Genomic DNA, 13820 nt, shown 5'->3' with positions numbered 1-13820 from the left:
GAGCGGCGACGATTTTTGTGAGAGACGTTATTATGTTACCTGTTCCCGCCGTCAATGAGTGGCCCACGTGCACCGTCTTTTTGCCCTTTTCATCGCTTTATCGGCCAGTTTCCTGGCAAATGCCCCGGCTCAGGCCGAGGTTCGCGTCCTCACCAGCATCAAGCCATTGCAGCTGATTGCCGCGGCTGTGCAGGACGGCATCGGCGCGCCAGAGGTGTTATTGCCGCCCGGTGCGTCGCCACATAACTATGCCTTGCGGCCATCCGACGTGCGGCGCGTTCGGGACTCGGATCTGCTCTACTGGATCGGCCCAGACATGGAAAGCTTCCTGCCGCGCGTGCTGAAAAATCGCACGTTGCCTGTTGTCGATGTCCAGTCGTTGCCGGGCATGCGCCTACGCCACTTTGCTGCTGACAGCGCTTCCCATGAGGAACAGGACCCGGACGAGCACGACCATGATCACCGTCCTGGCAGCCTGGACGCGCATTTGTGGTTGTCATCGTTCAATGCCCGGGTGATCGCCGCCAAGATGGCCGCTGACCTGAGCGCCGCAGATCCGGCCCATGCCGCGCGCTATAACAGCAACGCCAAGGCATTCAGCGCGCGACTGGATGCGCTGGATACACGGATCAAGTCCCGCGTCGCGGGAATTTCCGGCAAGCCGTATTTTGTGTTTCACGAAGCGTTCGACTACTTCGAAGACGCTTATGGCCTCAAGCATGCTGGCGTGTTCAGCGTTGCGGCAGAAGTCCAGCCGGGCGCCCGGCATGTTGCGGCGATGCGCGAGCGTCTGACGGAAATGGGCAAGACCTGCGTCTTCAGTGAACCGCCTTTGCGCCCACGCCTGGCCGAAACCCTGACCGCAGGCTTGCCGGCGAAACTCGCGGAACTCGACGCGCTCGGCAGCGACACCCCGATCAACGCCCAGGGTTATGAGCTGCTGTTGAGCACGCTTGGCGATGATCTGGTTGGGTGCCTGGAGTCGCTTTGATCGATGCATAAGACGTAATTCGTTGGAGCGAGGCTTGCCCGCGAAGACGTCATCTCATGCGATGGATTGGTCGATTGGAATACCGATTCGCGGACAAGCCTCGCTCCAACGGGAGTCGAGGTCTGCCAAGCGAAGGTGGCGCTGCTTACAACGCAAACGGCAACGGGATATGCGTCTCCTGCCGCTGCTCCAGGCGTTTCTGGAACTCCATGGGGTCGTGGATCAGCACGTCTTGTCCGGCGTTGGATTCGGCGGCGATCAGGCGCGACAGCCAGAACCGTACGCACCCAACACGCAGCATGGTCGGCCACAGTTCCGCTTCACTTGAGGTGAACGGGCGCAGCCCGGCGTAAGCACCGAGCATGGCGCGGGCGCGTTGTGGGTCGATCTGGCCGTCTTCACGCGAGCACCAGTCGTTCAGCGCGATAGCCAGGTCATAAAGCATCGGCCCGGAACACGCGTTGTAGAAGTCGATCAGCCCGGTCAGGTGCGTGCCTTCGAACAGCGCGTTATCCCGAAACAGGTCCGCATGCAGATTGGAGCGCGGCAACGCCATGATTCCCGGCTTGAGCCGCTCGATTTCTTCCAGCGCGGTTTTCAACAACTGGCCCGATGCCGGATCAAGGTGCGAAACCAGTTCGGCCCCTTCGGTCAGCATCCAGTCCAGCCCGCGATCAGTCTTGCGTTCCAGCACGTGCTCGCGAGTTGCCAGGTGCAGATGCCCCAACAACTCACCAATCTGCACGCAATGCTGCGTGTTCGGCTCGCTGACGTGCTTGCCCGGCAGACGCGGCTGCAACAGCGCCGGTTTGCCGGCCAGCTCACGCAACGCGCTGCCGTCCGTGGTGCGCAACGCGTAAGGCACCGGCAGGTCCGCTTCGTGCAGCACATCCAGCAATTCAATGAAGAACGGCAAATCCTGAACCGGCCCGCGTTCGACCAGAGTCAGGACGAATTCGCCCTGCTCCAGGCTGATGAAGTAGTTGGTGTTCTCGCTGCCGGCGGCGATGCCTTGGAAATCGCGCAGACGGCCAAGCCCGTAAGGGGCGAGAAAAGTTTCCAGCTCGGGCCGGGCCAGAGGGGTGAACACGGACATATCAGGACTGCCAGCAAAAAAAGTGAATGTGGGACGTTACCACTCGAATATTTTCCACGAAGGAATCAGCATATCCGGCTGGTCTGAACGAATGAAATTGGCATCGGTGCCATCGGCACGCACCAGAAAATAAGGCTTGCCGCCCTTGGGCGTAATCTTGATTGCATACAGAAATCCGTTCTGGCGGTATTCCTGGATGGTCTTGTCGCCTTCGGTGCGGATCGTTACATCCGGATCTGCCGACGGTGCATCGTCCGCAGCAACAGCAATCAGCGGGCAGAATGCAAACAGGCCCGCCAGCAACAAGCGATTTGTCGTGCGCATGATAACCTTGTCCCTTTGTCGTCAATGGTCCGCGCATTCTAGCGCCGACCCCGCCGAAAAGGTTGATTCTGCTCATGAGCCAAGCTCCCCTCGTCCTGGTGGACGGTTCTTCATACTTGTATCGCGCCTTTCACGCGCTGCCACCGCTCGCTACGTCCAAGGGCCTGCCAACCGGCGCGGTCAAGGGCGTGCTGAACATGCTCAAAAGCCTGCGCCGGCAATACCCGGATAGCCCTTTCGCAGTGGTTTTCGACGCCAAAGGCGGCACATTTCGCGACGATCTCTACGCCGAATACAAAGCCAATCGGCCAAGCATGCCGGATGATTTGCGCGTGCAGATCGATCTGCTGCACGCCTGCGTCAAAGGCCTGGGTTACCCGCTGCTATGTGTCGATGGCGTCGAAGCGGACGATGTGATCGGCACGCTGGCGCGCAGCAGCGCGGCGGCAGATCGTCCGGTGATTATCTCCACCGGCGACAAGGACATGGCGCAGCTGGTCGACGGCCACATTACCTTGGTCAATACCATGACCGGTAGCGTGCTGGACGTGGCTGGCGTGAAGGAGAAGTTCGGTGTCGGTCCCGAGCACATCATCGATTATCTGGCGCTGATGGGCGACAAGGTCGACAACATTCCGGGCGTTCCCGGCGTTGGCGAAAAAACCGCGGTTGGCCTGCTGGTCGGCGTTGGCGGCGGTCTGATTGAGTTGTACGCCAACCTTGAGGCCGTGGCGGCGCTGCCGATTCGCGGGGCGAAAACCCTAGCCGCCAAGCTCGAAGAGCATCGCGCCATGGCGTTTCTGTCCTACGAGCTGGCGACCATCAAGATCGACGTGCCGCTGGACATCGAACTCGACGCGCTGCACTGCGGCGAGCCGGACCGCGAAGCCTTGCTGGAGCTGTACGCCGAGCTGGAATTCAAAAGCTGGATCGAAGACCTGCATCGCGATGCGCAGCGTGCCGGGCTGGAAGTCGCCATCGCCGAAGCACCGCCGACCGCTGAAACGCAGTACGAAACCATCCTCGAACAGGATCAGCTCGACGCCTGGCTGAAAAAGCTCAATGCCGCGAAGCTGGTCGCTTTCGTCACCCAGAGCAACGGGCTGGACGCACAGCGCGCGCAATTGGTCGGCCTGTCGTTCTCGGTGCAGTCCAATGAAGCCGCTTATATTCCGCTGACGCATTCGTACATGGGCGTGCCGCAACAGCTGGATCGCGACCACGCGCTCAAGCAGCTCAAGCCGCTACTGGAAGACCCGAGCAAGATCAAGGTCGGCCAGCACGCCAAGTTCGACATCAACATTCTGGCCAACTGCGCCATTGACGGCGACCAGAGCCAGGGCATTACCGTGCGCGGCCTGGTGTACGACACCATGCTCGAATCCTATGTGCTGGATTCCACCGCGACGCGGCATGACCGGGAAAGCCTGGCGCTGAAATACCTCGGCCATACCACCACCGCTATGCAGGCCATCGCTGGCAAGGGCGTGAAGCAGCTGACCTTTGACCAGATTTCCCTGGAACTGGCTGCGCAATACGCCGCAGAAGAAGCCGACGTGACCTTGCGCTTGCATGAGGCATTGCAGGAAAAGCTCAACGCGATTCCGAGCCTGCTGCCCGTGCTCAATGAAATTGAAATGCCGTTGGTGCCGGTTCTGGCGGGTATTGAACGTCAAGGCGCGCTGGTCGATGCGAAATTGCTCGGCATCCAGAGCGTCGAGCTGGGCGACAAAATGATCGCCCTTGAACGTGAAGCGTTCGAGATCGCCGGGGAAGAATTCAACCTCGGCTCGCCCAAGCAACTGGGGGTGATTCTCTACGAAAAACTCGGCATGCCGATCCTCAGCAAAACCGCCAAGGGCCAGGCCTCCACAGCCGAAGCGGTGCTGGCGGAGCTGGCCGAGCAAGGTTTCCCGCTGCCGACCGTGCTGATGCAGTACCGCTCCATGAGCAAGCTGAAAAGCACTTACACCGACCGCCTGCCGGAACAGATCAACCCGCGCACCGGGCGTATTCACACGTCTTACCATCAAGCGGTGGCGGTGACCGGGCGTTTGTCTTCCAGTGATCCGAACCTGCAGAACATTCCGATCCGTACTGCCGAAGGCCGCCGGATCCGGCAGGCGTTCGTCGCGCCTAAAGGCTACAAACTGCTGGCGGCGGACTATTCGCAGATCGAACTGCGCATCATGGCGCACCTGGCCAAGGATGAAGGGCTGCTGCATGCGTTCCGCAACAACCTCGATGTGCACCGGGCAACGGCTGCTGAAGTCTTCGGCGTCGAGCTTGAGGGCGTCACCACGGACATGCGTCGCAGCGCCAAGGCGATCAACTTCGGGCTGATCTACGGCATGAGCGCGTTTGGCCTGGCCAAGCAGATCGGCGTCGACCGCAAACAGTCGCAAGCCTACGTGGATCGCTATTTCGCCCGTTACCCCGGCGTGCTGGCTTATATGGAGCGCACGCGCACCCAGGCCGCCGAGCAGGGTTTCGTCGAAACTATCTTTGGCCGTCGCCTGTACCTTCCGGACATCAACGCCAAGAACCAGGCCCTGCGCAAAGGCGCCGAGCGTATGGCGATCAACGCACCGATGCAGGGCACCGCCGCCGACATCATCAAGAAAGCCATGGTCGCGGTGAACGGCTGGCTGGAAGAGTCGGGCCTGGATGCACGGGTCATCCTGCAAGTGCACGATGAACTGGTTCTGGAGGTTCGCGAGGATCTGGTGGAGCAGATCAGCGAGCAGATCCGCCCACACATGAGCGGTGCGGCGCAACTGGATGTGCCGCTGCTGGTTGAGGTGGGTGTCGGCAACAACTGGGACGAGGCGCACTGATAACGGGTGTTCAGACCTGGAGCGCGCACGATTGCGTTGCGCGCTCGAGGTTGCCGGCTCTACCTGTTGTCCATTGCCCGGATGGACAGCTTCCCGGACAAGTCCGGTCCTACCCGATCTACACAAACCGGTAGGAGGGGACTCGTCCCCGAAGAGGCCGGTTCTGCCAAAACGCAATCTGGCTGGAGAATTTCAGCGGGCCAGGAACTTAAGCCCTGAAAATCGAGTCAGAGTTCTCGATTGGCAGCGAAGCCGATCAATGCTCCTAGTTGTGTTAAGTGTTGGCAGATATTCAGACCCCACCCTAAAGGTCTGAAAACTTAGACCCCAGACTTCCCCTCCCCATACGAAGTCCGGGGTTTTTTTTGCCTGCGTTTTTACTGAGCAGGCTGAGCAGACTCGGCCGGCGCCTTGTCTTCCAGTTCCATCCAGCCGGCCAGTACGGTGTAGGCGTCTTCCAGGCCCATGCGCTTGGGGGCCGAGAACAACTGGATACTGACCGCATCGCCCCAACCCTTGCGGATTTCGGCCTGAACCTTGAGCAGCACGTTCTTCGCGGCGCCGTAGGTCAGCTTGTCGGCCTTGGTCAGCAGGATGTGCATTGGCATGTGGCTGGCAATCGACCAGTCCAGCATCAGCAGGTCGAAGTCGGTCATTGGATGACGGATGTCCATCATCAGAATCAGACCCTTCAGGCTTTCGCGACTGCCCAGATAGGCTTCCAGGTGGCGCTGCCAGTGGAGCTTGAGCGGGATCGGCACTTTGGCGTAACCGTAACCCGGCAAATCGACCAGGCGACGCTCGTCGTCCAGCTTGAAGAAGTTCAGCAGCTGAGTTCGCCCGGGGGTTTTCGAAGTACGAGCTAGACTGGCATGAGTCAGGGTGTTCAGCGCGCTCGATTTGCCCGCGTTGGAGCGCCCGGCGAAGGCGACTTCAAAGCCCTCGTCGTCAGGGCACTGATCGACTTTGGCAGCACTGAGCATGAAGGTGGACTGTTGGCACAGGCCGAGGATGGGATTCTTGAGTTGCATGTGATTTCCGGTGAGGGCGGTGCCTGCAAGGGGTGCGGCAAGAGGTGTCGTTTCCGTTTCAGTAGCGCCAGTATATAATGCCGCAGATTTTGTGTGTGCTTTGTCCTGTGAACAGGGCCAAGATCACAACCTGAGCGAGACATATAGATGCGCATTAGAACGCAGTCCGCTTTGAACCTGAAAAGGTTTCGTTAAGTATGAAGGCTTTGGAGTTGCCTGTGTCCGGTAGTTCAAAGCGTTGCCGCCGCGTGGATTGTGCAAGGACAGCAGTAGCGAGGATTTGCGAACCTTCATCTTCGGATGAGCGAGTCATCTCCTACATAACTTTTCACCTTTAGCCGATTTGGATTACCTGATGAACAAAATACTCGTGAGTCTGCTGTTGACCTTGGGCATCTGCGGTGCGGCGCAGGCTGCTGGTGAGGTTGGAAATCCTGCCGCTGGCCAGACCAAAGCCGCCATGTGTGGCGCCTGTCATGGCCCGGACGGCAACAGCATGGCCCCGAACTTCCCCAAACTGGCAGGCCAGGGTGATCGTTATCTGCTCAAGCAGCTGCACGAAATCAAGGACGGCAAACGCGTCGTCCTGGAAATGACCGGCCTGCTGACCAACCTCAACGATCAGGATCTGGCAGACATCGCGGCTTATTTCGCCAGTCAGAAAGGCAGTGTTGGCGCTGCCGATCCAAAACTCGTGGCCCAGGGTGAAGCACTGTTCCGCGGCGGCAAGCTGGATCAAGGCATGCCCGCCTGCACCGGCTGCCACTCGCCTAATGGCGTCGGCAACGCGCAGGCCGGCTTCCCGCATCTGGGTGGCCAGCATGCCGACTACATCAAGAAACAACTGGTCGCTTTCCGCGAAGGCGACCGCACCAACGACGGCGACACCATGGTCATGCGCTCCATCGCGGCCAAGCTGAGCAACAAGGATATCGACGCGCTGTCGCAATATATCCAAGGCCTGCATTAAGCAACCCGCTGGGGCCGGGCCAATACCTTCGCGGGCAAGCCTCGCTCCAACAGGTTTTGAATCGTTCAGCCGAAACATCCTGAGTAACCCGTTGGAGCGAGGCTTGCCCGCGAATCAGTCACTGCGGCAAGCCTGACACACCGCGTTACCCTTCTTTGCGGGCGAGCATCGCTCCAATGGGTTTTCAACTGAAAAAGGGCAGCTTCGGCTGCCCTTTTTTATTGTCGCCAGCGTTACACTAGCGAACTCGCGCCCACCCGTCCGGTCCAAAGCCGGTCGCTTGAAGGCGACTCAAATCTGTCTCAGGAGTAAAGCATGCGTAATCTGATCCTCAGCGCCGCTCTGGTTGCCGCCAGTTTGTTCGGTATAACGGCGCAAGCAGCCGAGCCTATCGAAGCAGGTAAGCAGTACGTCGAGCTGAGCAGCGCCGTCCCGGTTTCCGTGCCAGGCAAGATCGAAGTCGTGGAAATGTTCTGGTATGGCTGCCCGCATTGCTATGCCTTCGAACCCGTCATCAATCCATGGGTGGAAAAACTGCCTGCCGACGTCAACTTCGTGCGGATCCCCGCCATGTTCGGTGGCCCGTGGGATGCTCACGGCCAGTTGTTCATCACCCTGGATACCATGGGTGTAGAGCACAAGGTTCACGCAGCAGTATTCGAAGCGATCCAGAAGGGCGGCAAGCGTCTGGTCGACAAAAATGACATGGCTGACTTCGTCGCCACTCAAGGCGTAGACAAGGAAAAGTTCCTGAAAACTTTCGACTCCTTCGCTGTAAAGGGCAAGATCGCCCAATACAAAGAACTGGCCAAGAAGTACGAAATCACGGGCGTACCCACCATGATCGTCAATGGCAAATACCGTTTTGACCTGGGTTCCGCGGGTGGTGCAGAGCAAGCCCTGCAGGTCGCCGATCAGCTCATCGCCAAAGAGCGAGCGGCCAAGTAAGCGGCGCCTGCCATGCGGCGCTGGAGAACGGAACGGATCGTTGGCCGACACGACCCCAAGGTCAACGAACACCATGTACTGGAAAGCGGCTTGCCGGCCGATGGTCGGCTGCGCTTGCTCAGCTTCAACATTCAGGTCGGCATCAGTACTGAGCGTTATGGTCATTACCTGACCCGAGGCTGGCAGCATTTGCTGCCTCATGGTGGCCGCGCCGGCAACCTGCAAAAGATCGGCGATCTGCTGGGCGACTTCGATCTGGTCGCCTTGCAGGAAGCCGATGGCGGCAGTCTGCGCTCCGGCTACATCAATCAAGTGGAGCACCTGGCCCAGCTCGGTGCTTTCCCTTACTGGTACCAGCAGCTCAATCGCAACCTCGGACGCTTCGGCCAGCACAGCAATGGTGTGCTCAGCCGCTTGCGGCCGACGGCCATCGAAGACCATCCGCTGCCGGGCCCCGCCGGGCGTGGCGCGATTCTGGTGCGCTTCGGCGAAGGCGCGGACGCGTTGATCGTGGTCATGATGCATCTGGCCCTCGGCGCACGTACCCGAACCCGGCAACTGGCTTATATCCGCGAGCTGATCGGCGACTATCGCCATCAGGTCTTGATGGGTGACATGAACACTCACGCCCTGGACTTGCTGGAGAACTCGCCGCTGCGGGACCTTGGCTTGCTGGCGCCGCAGATCGAAGCGACGTTCCCTAGCTGGCGACCGCAGCGTTGCCTTGATCACATTTTGCTCAGCCCGAGCCTGACCCTGGAACGGGTGCAGGTCCTGGCTCAGCCGATCTCGGACCATCTTCCTGTTGCCGTAGAAATTCGTCTGCCAGCGTCCCTGACCCAGGATTCACTACCGGTACCCAGCACGGCCAGTAGCGAGCCCATTGCATGAGCGATGACGCGGAGCGCTGGAAAGAAAAGTACCTGACGGGCATCGAGCAGCAAGAAAAGCTCGAAAGACGCTGGGAAGCTCGCCTCGACCTTTTGCGTCGGGGTCTGGTGCGCAGCAGTCTGGCGGCGGAAGGCTCGGACCGCGCGGTCGACCAGTGCATGAAGGAAATGCGCGAAATCGTACGCAAGGACGATATGGACGCTGGCCTGGCCGCGCTTATCCCGCGCCTTGAAAAAGCCGTGCTGGATTCCGAGCAACGTCGGGAAGTCCGCGCTGGCCAGATCAGTAGCGCCTTGACTGCCTTGGTTACGCAATTGCAATCATTGCCGCTGCCCAAGGATGTGCGCAAACCGCTGAAAAAATTCGCCAAGGATCTCGAAGAGCGCGCCTCCCAATCGCGGGAACTGCCGTTGCTGCTGGGTGAGCTGAGCGGCCTGCAAGGCCAGGCGCTGACATTGATGGACAAGCCTGAAGAGGCGGCGCGACCCGGCTTGTTGCAGCGCTTGTTTGGCGGCCATGAAAGCCCCAATGACGTTGCACCCGCCCCTGAACACATACAACATCCCGCCACAGAGCATTATCAGCCCAAGCAAAACCAACAGGTCGAGCCCCTAGCCGCTGCACCCGATCACGTCCCGACGTCGGAGTCGGAGCCTGAACCTGAGCCTGTCGTTGTGCCGACTCAGCATCAGCCAGACGAAACCGACGACTCGCCGCAAGCCCCGATTGCCGAAGCGTTGCCGCCCGTTGTTGCCGAAGTCTTCGAACCGGCTGCCGAATCGCCAGTGCAGCCAGTGCAGCTCGATGCGGCTGAGCCGCTCCGTGAGCCGCCAATCCCCGTCGCTGCCGTAGCGGTTGACGCGTTTGCGGTAGAGGATCTGCTCACACCCACGCCATCCGTGCCCTTCGAACAGCTGCCTGAGGCTGTGGTTGAAGCGCCGTCCGAGGAAGAAGGCGAAAGCGAAACCGATGAGCAAGCGCTTGACGAAGAGGGTGTCGGTTTTGCGCTGCCCGCCTCGCCCGAACCCAGCTATAGCTCAGTGGCCGCTCACATCGAACAGACCTTGCTGGGGCTGCTCAATGATCTGACGCTTCCGGAACATCATCGACCTCAGGCCGAGGCGATGCGCAAACGCCTGGAACATGGCCTGAACTGGTACGAACTGCTGCCGATACTCGATGATCTTGCGGTGTTGATGCTGGCCATCACTGACACCGGCCAGCATGAATTCGAAATCTATCTCAAGCAGCTGAACGAGCGTCTGGAGTCGTTTCAGAGCAACCTTCAGGCGGCGAGCGCAGGTTATGCCGATAACCAGTCGGTTTCCCGTGACCTCAACAGCCAGCTTCGCGAGCAGGTCGATGGCCTGCAAAGCAGCGTGCAGGACGCCCCGGACCTGTCCAGCCTCAAGCGCGTGCTTGAGAACCGACTCGAAGGCCTGTTGAACACGATGGATCAACATCAGGTGCAACGCGATGCGCGCGAGCATGAAGTCGCCGAGCGTCTGCAAAGCCTGGCAACTCGTGTTGCGACCATGGAACAGGAAGCCTTGGGCTTTCGTGGTCATCTGGAAGAACAACGACAGAAAGCACTGATCGACCCGCTCACCAGCCTGCCCAATCGTGCAGCCTGGGGCGAGCGTCTTGAGCAGGAAATGGCCGCGTGGCAGCAGCAGAAGAACAGCCTGTTGGTGTGCATGCTCGACCTCGATCACTTCAAGCGCATCAACGATGGCTTCGGCCATCTGGCGGGCGACCGGGTGCTGAAGATCATTGCCACGGTGCTGAAAAAACGGCTGCGCAGCAGCGACTTCATCGCGCGCTTCGGCGGTGAGGAGTTTGTCTTGCTGTTACCCGCGACGGCGGTCAGTGCCGGGCTAGCCCTGCTCGACGAACTGCGCGCTGCGGTCGAACTCTGCCCGTTTCACTTCAAGAGCGAGCCGGTGACCGTCACTGTTTCAATGGGTGTCACGGCATTTCGCGCGGGCGAACGTAGCGATGTAGCGCTCAAGCGTGCCGATCAGGCGCTGTATCGAGCCAAGGAAAACGGCCGCAACCGGATCGAACAAGGGTGACCGATTGCCGCTGTAATAAGCGTTATTGCCGCAGTACGTTATGCTCACCCTTTTACTCCCAGCGTGTGCCGATGTTCATGAAGCTGTTTTTCCCTGCCCTATTACTCTTCGCGCTGACGGCTTGCACCAGCGGGCCGCGACTCGACACCAGTCATGCTTCGGTGAATTTCGACAATCGCGTGCAATTCGTGGTGGTGCATTACACCTCGGCGAACCTTGAGCGCTCGCTGGCCTTGTTGACCCATGGCGAAGTCAGCAGCCACTACCTCATTGGCGATACGCCGCCGACTATTTACAAGTTGGTCGATGAGTCTGCGCGGGCCTGGCATGCTGGCGAAAGCGTGTGGGAAGGCCGAACCTGGCTCAATTCGAGCTCGATCGGCATTGAAATCGTCAATCCGGGTTTCACCGACACACCCACTGGACGCGTCTGGTATCCCTACAGCGAGGGTCAGGTTCAGGCGCTGATCGTGCTGCTCAAGGATATAGTCAAGCGCAATCACATTGATCCTCGGCACATCATCGGCCACAGCGATATCGCGCCGCTGCGCAAGCTGGATCCAGGCCCATTGTTCCCGTGGAAGCGACTGGCCGCAGAAGGTTTGGGTATCTGGCCAGACGAAAGACTGGTTGCCCAAGAGCAGGCGTTGCTGATGGACGCCTTGCCGAGCATTTCCTGGTTTCAGCAACAATTGGCGCGACTGGGATACGAAACACCGCAGACCGGCGAGCTGGACGTCGCCACGCGTCACGTCCTCGCGGCCTTTCAGATGCACTATCGCCCCGAACGCTTCACGGGCAATCCGGACGCCCGTACCGCCGCGCTGCTCAAGGTACTCAATCGGTCCAAATGACAATTTTCGCTCGGTCGCCGATTTAATCAGGCGATTTTCTGGCTTGTTGCTAACCTGAAGGGTATTCATCCGGATACCCACCGATGCTTGATGCTGCAATACCCTTTCGTTTGAACCTGTACCGCCCATGGCTGATGGCATTGCTTGCAGCCCTTTTGAGTGCGGTCTTACTGCTATGCGGCAGTTTTGCACTGGCGATTCATCAGGCCCGGCAGAATGAAAGCGAACAGATGAAAGCCCAGGGCGAGCGGTTTCTGGTTCGCCTGGAACAGTTGTTCGGCCAGCTGCGCACCGGCCTGGACCAGCTCGAAGCCCAGCCGTTACGTCACTGCACGCCGCAAATGGTTGATCGCTTGCGCCAGATCATCTCCAGCTATCGCTTCATTTATGAAGCGGGGTTCGTCGGTGACAGAAGTCTGTGCTCCAGCTGGCCACTCAACAGCAAGCTTGGCACGCCGCGCGAACCGGACATTCGCGGCCCGACTTACGATTATTGGCTCAACACCTCGGCCCAGCCGGACGATAATCTTGCGGCGCTGATGATGGGGCGCGGCGATTTCAGGGTTACCACGTCTCGCGGACACCTCACTGATGTGGTCGATCTGCCGGCAGGCGGCAGCTTGTTGGTCGTGCTCAATCACGGCAGCAAGGCAGTCACCGTTCTCGGACCGGAGCAATCCTGGCCACCCACGAAGAACTGGTCTTCCGCCACTGATGAAACGTTGCTGACCACGTCTTCGCGGCTGATTTACCGAATGCCCACGCAAAGTCCCGAATACCAACTGGTGCTGACGACGCCACGCAGCGGACTGCAGGAAAAAATCGCCGGAGCCTGGTGGCTGCTGGTCCCCGCCAGCCTGCTGGTTTCCCTCTGCATTGGCCTGCTGGTGCTGCAACTGGCTCGCCAGCGCCAGTCGCTGGGCGGTGAATTGCAGGGTGCGCTGCGGCGCAGCGAACTGAAGGTTTTATTTCAGCCGATCTTCGATCTCAACACTCGCCTCTGTGTCGGCGCCGAAGCTTTGGTGCGCTGGCGCAGGCCCGACGGCACGCTGACCAGTCCCGACCTGTTCATACCGCTGGCGGAAAACACCGGTCAGATCCGGCAGATCACCGACTTTGTCCTGCAACAACTGCTCGAACAGCTCGGCCCGCTGCTGCGCGCAAACCCGCAGCTGTATATTTCCGTGAACCTGGCGGCGTGCGATGTCATGGCGCCGCGAATCGGGCGGGTGACGGCTCGATTGCTGGCCCAGCACAGGGTCGCCGCACGACAGATTGCCTTTGAAGTCACCGAGCGCGGGCTGATCGATGTGGTGGTGGCGCGCAATCATCTGCAAGGGCTGCGCGACAAAGGCCATCAGGTATTGATTGATGATTTCGGCACTGGTTATTGCAGCCTTGCCTATCTGCAAACCCTTCCCGTGGATTGCCTGAAAATCGACAAGGCTTTCATCGACGCCCTCGGCCATGACGCGGCCAGCAGCGGTGTCGCCCCACACATCATTCGCATGGCCCATGCGCTGCAATTGCGGGTGATAGCCGAAGGCATCGAGTTTGAATCCCAGGCGCAACTGCTGCAGAGCGAGGGCGTGATTTACGGCCAGGGCTGGCTCTTCGCCCGACCGCTGACAGCCAGCAAGTTTACTGAACTGGTAACCGGCGGACGGCGCAGCACAGGGCGTCGGGCGGAGGATGTGGCGTAAATCGCCGCTCGCACCTTCGTTGGAGCGAGGCTTGCTGTAGGACCGGCTTTAGCCGGGAGGGCAATTGACGCCTTCGCGACTAAAGTCGCTCCTACGGCCG

The 13820-nt window shown here is 59.8% G+C and carries 11 protein-coding genes; 8 read left to right on the top strand and 3 right to left on the bottom strand.

Annotated elements, in window-relative coordinates; all coding sequences use genetic code 11:
* Positions 1-67: 67 nt before the first annotated feature.
* A complete protein-coding gene (locus AFK24_RS18585) occupies positions 68-991 on the top strand; it encodes a zinc ABC transporter substrate-binding protein (RefSeq protein WP_065834617.1) in 924 nt (307 codons plus the stop codon).
* A 145-nt stretch (positions 992-1136) separates the two neighbouring features.
* Here AFK24_RS18585 and AFK24_RS18580 read toward each other — a convergent pair whose 3' ends face one another.
* Together AFK24_RS18580 and AFK24_RS18575 are read right to left on the bottom strand one after the other, a co-directional pair.
* Positions 1137-2087 (bottom strand): homoserine kinase, encoded by a 951-nt coding sequence (locus tag AFK24_RS18580; RefSeq protein WP_065834616.1) that lies wholly within the window; start codon positions 2085-2087, stop codon positions 1137-1139.
* A 36-nt stretch (positions 2088-2123) separates the two neighbouring features.
* On the bottom strand, positions 2124-2411 hold the full coding sequence (locus AFK24_RS18575; protein WP_020293359.1) for a DUF2782 domain-containing protein: 288 nt from the start codon (positions 2409-2411) through the stop codon (positions 2124-2126).
* A gap of 74 nt (positions 2412-2485) precedes the next feature.
* Between AFK24_RS18575 and polA the strand changes: the two genes are divergently transcribed.
* Positions 2486-5248 carry a DNA polymerase I gene (gene polA, locus AFK24_RS18570; protein WP_065834615.1) on the top strand — a complete coding sequence of 921 codons (2763 nt, stop codon included), beginning with the start codon at positions 2486-2488 and terminating at the stop codon, positions 5246-5248.
* A gap of 377 nt (positions 5249-5625) precedes the next feature.
* Here polA and yihA read toward each other — a convergent pair whose 3' ends face one another.
* The gene (gene yihA, locus AFK24_RS18565; RefSeq protein ID WP_065834614.1) at positions 5626-6279 is read right to left on the bottom strand and encodes a ribosome biogenesis GTP-binding protein YihA/YsxC; all 654 of its coding nucleotides are present in this window, start codon (positions 6277-6279) and stop codon (positions 5626-5628) included.
* 355 nt (positions 6280-6634) lie between these two features.
* Between yihA and AFK24_RS18560 the strand changes: the two genes are divergently transcribed.
* The 6 genes from AFK24_RS18560 (at position 6635) to AFK24_RS18535 (ending at position 13720) form a co-directional block, all read left to right on the top strand.
* Complete coding sequence (locus AFK24_RS18560) at positions 6635-7249, top strand: c-type cytochrome (protein WP_065834613.1); 615 nt, start codon at positions 6635-6637, stop codon at positions 7247-7249.
* Positions 7250-7564: 315 nt separating this feature from the next.
* A complete protein-coding gene (locus tag AFK24_RS18555; RefSeq protein ID WP_065834612.1) occupies positions 7565-8197 on the top strand; it encodes a thiol:disulfide interchange protein DsbA/DsbL in 633 nt (210 codons plus the stop codon).
* 12 nt (positions 8198-8209) lie between these two features.
* Positions 8210-9088: an endonuclease/exonuclease/phosphatase family protein gene (locus tag AFK24_RS18550; RefSeq protein ID WP_065834611.1), complete on the top strand. Its 879-nt coding sequence runs from the start codon at positions 8210-8212 to the stop codon at positions 9086-9088.
* A complete protein-coding gene (locus AFK24_RS18545) occupies positions 9085-11163 on the top strand; it encodes a GGDEF domain-containing protein (RefSeq protein WP_065834610.1) in 2079 nt (692 codons plus the stop codon). Before AFK24_RS18550 ends, AFK24_RS18545 begins: the two co-directional genes overlap by 4 nt.
* A 77-nt stretch (positions 11164-11240) precedes the next feature.
* Positions 11241-12017 (top strand): N-acetylmuramoyl-L-alanine amidase, encoded by a 777-nt coding sequence (locus AFK24_RS18540; RefSeq protein ID WP_065834642.1) that lies wholly within the window; start codon positions 11241-11243, stop codon positions 12015-12017.
* An 83-nt stretch (positions 12018-12100) separates the two neighbouring features.
* Positions 12101-13720 (top strand): EAL domain-containing protein, encoded by a 1620-nt coding sequence (locus AFK24_RS18535; protein ID WP_065834609.1) that lies wholly within the window; start codon positions 12101-12103, stop codon positions 13718-13720.
* Positions 13721-13820: the final 100 nt, after the last annotated feature.

It is taken from the genome of Pseudomonas syringae (assembly GCF_001698815.1).
Taxonomy (GTDB): domain Bacteria; phylum Pseudomonadota; class Gammaproteobacteria; order Pseudomonadales; family Pseudomonadaceae; genus Aquipseudomonas; species Aquipseudomonas syringae_A.
The sequence above is the reverse complement of the archived record's forward strand: the minus strand, read 5'-3'. Positions and strand labels throughout refer to the sequence as shown.

Coding starts and splice junctions, on each gene's coding strand:
- AFK24_RS18580 (WP_065834616.1), bottom strand. CDS start 2,087: ATGTCCGTGTTCACCCCTCTGGCCCGGCCCGAGCTGGAAACTTTTCTC.
- AFK24_RS18540 (WP_065834642.1), top strand. CDS start 11,241: ATGAAGCTGTTTTTCCCTGCCCTATTACTCTTCGCGCTGACGGCTTGC.
- AFK24_RS18575 (WP_020293359.1), bottom strand. CDS start 2,411: ATGCGCACGACAAATCGCTTGTTGCTGGCGGGCCTGTTTGCATTCTGC.
- yihA (WP_065834614.1), bottom strand. CDS start 6,279: ATGCAACTCAAGAATCCCATCCTCGGCCTGTGCCAACAGTCCACCTTC.
- AFK24_RS18555 (WP_065834612.1), top strand. CDS start 7,565: ATGCGTAATCTGATCCTCAGCGCCGCTCTGGTTGCCGCCAGTTTGTTC.
- polA (WP_065834615.1), top strand. CDS start 2,486: ATGAGCCAAGCTCCCCTCGTCCTGGTGGACGGTTCTTCATACTTGTAT.
- AFK24_RS18560 (WP_065834613.1), top strand. CDS start 6,635: ATGAACAAAATACTCGTGAGTCTGCTGTTGACCTTGGGCATCTGCGGT.
- AFK24_RS18545 (WP_065834610.1), top strand. CDS start 9,085: ATGAGCGATGACGCGGAGCGCTGGAAAGAAAAGTACCTGACGGGCATC.
- AFK24_RS18535 (WP_065834609.1), top strand. CDS start 12,101: ATGCTTGATGCTGCAATACCCTTTCGTTTGAACCTGTACCGCCCATGG.
- AFK24_RS18550 (WP_065834611.1), top strand. CDS start 8,210: ATGCGGCGCTGGAGAACGGAACGGATCGTTGGCCGACACGACCCCAAG.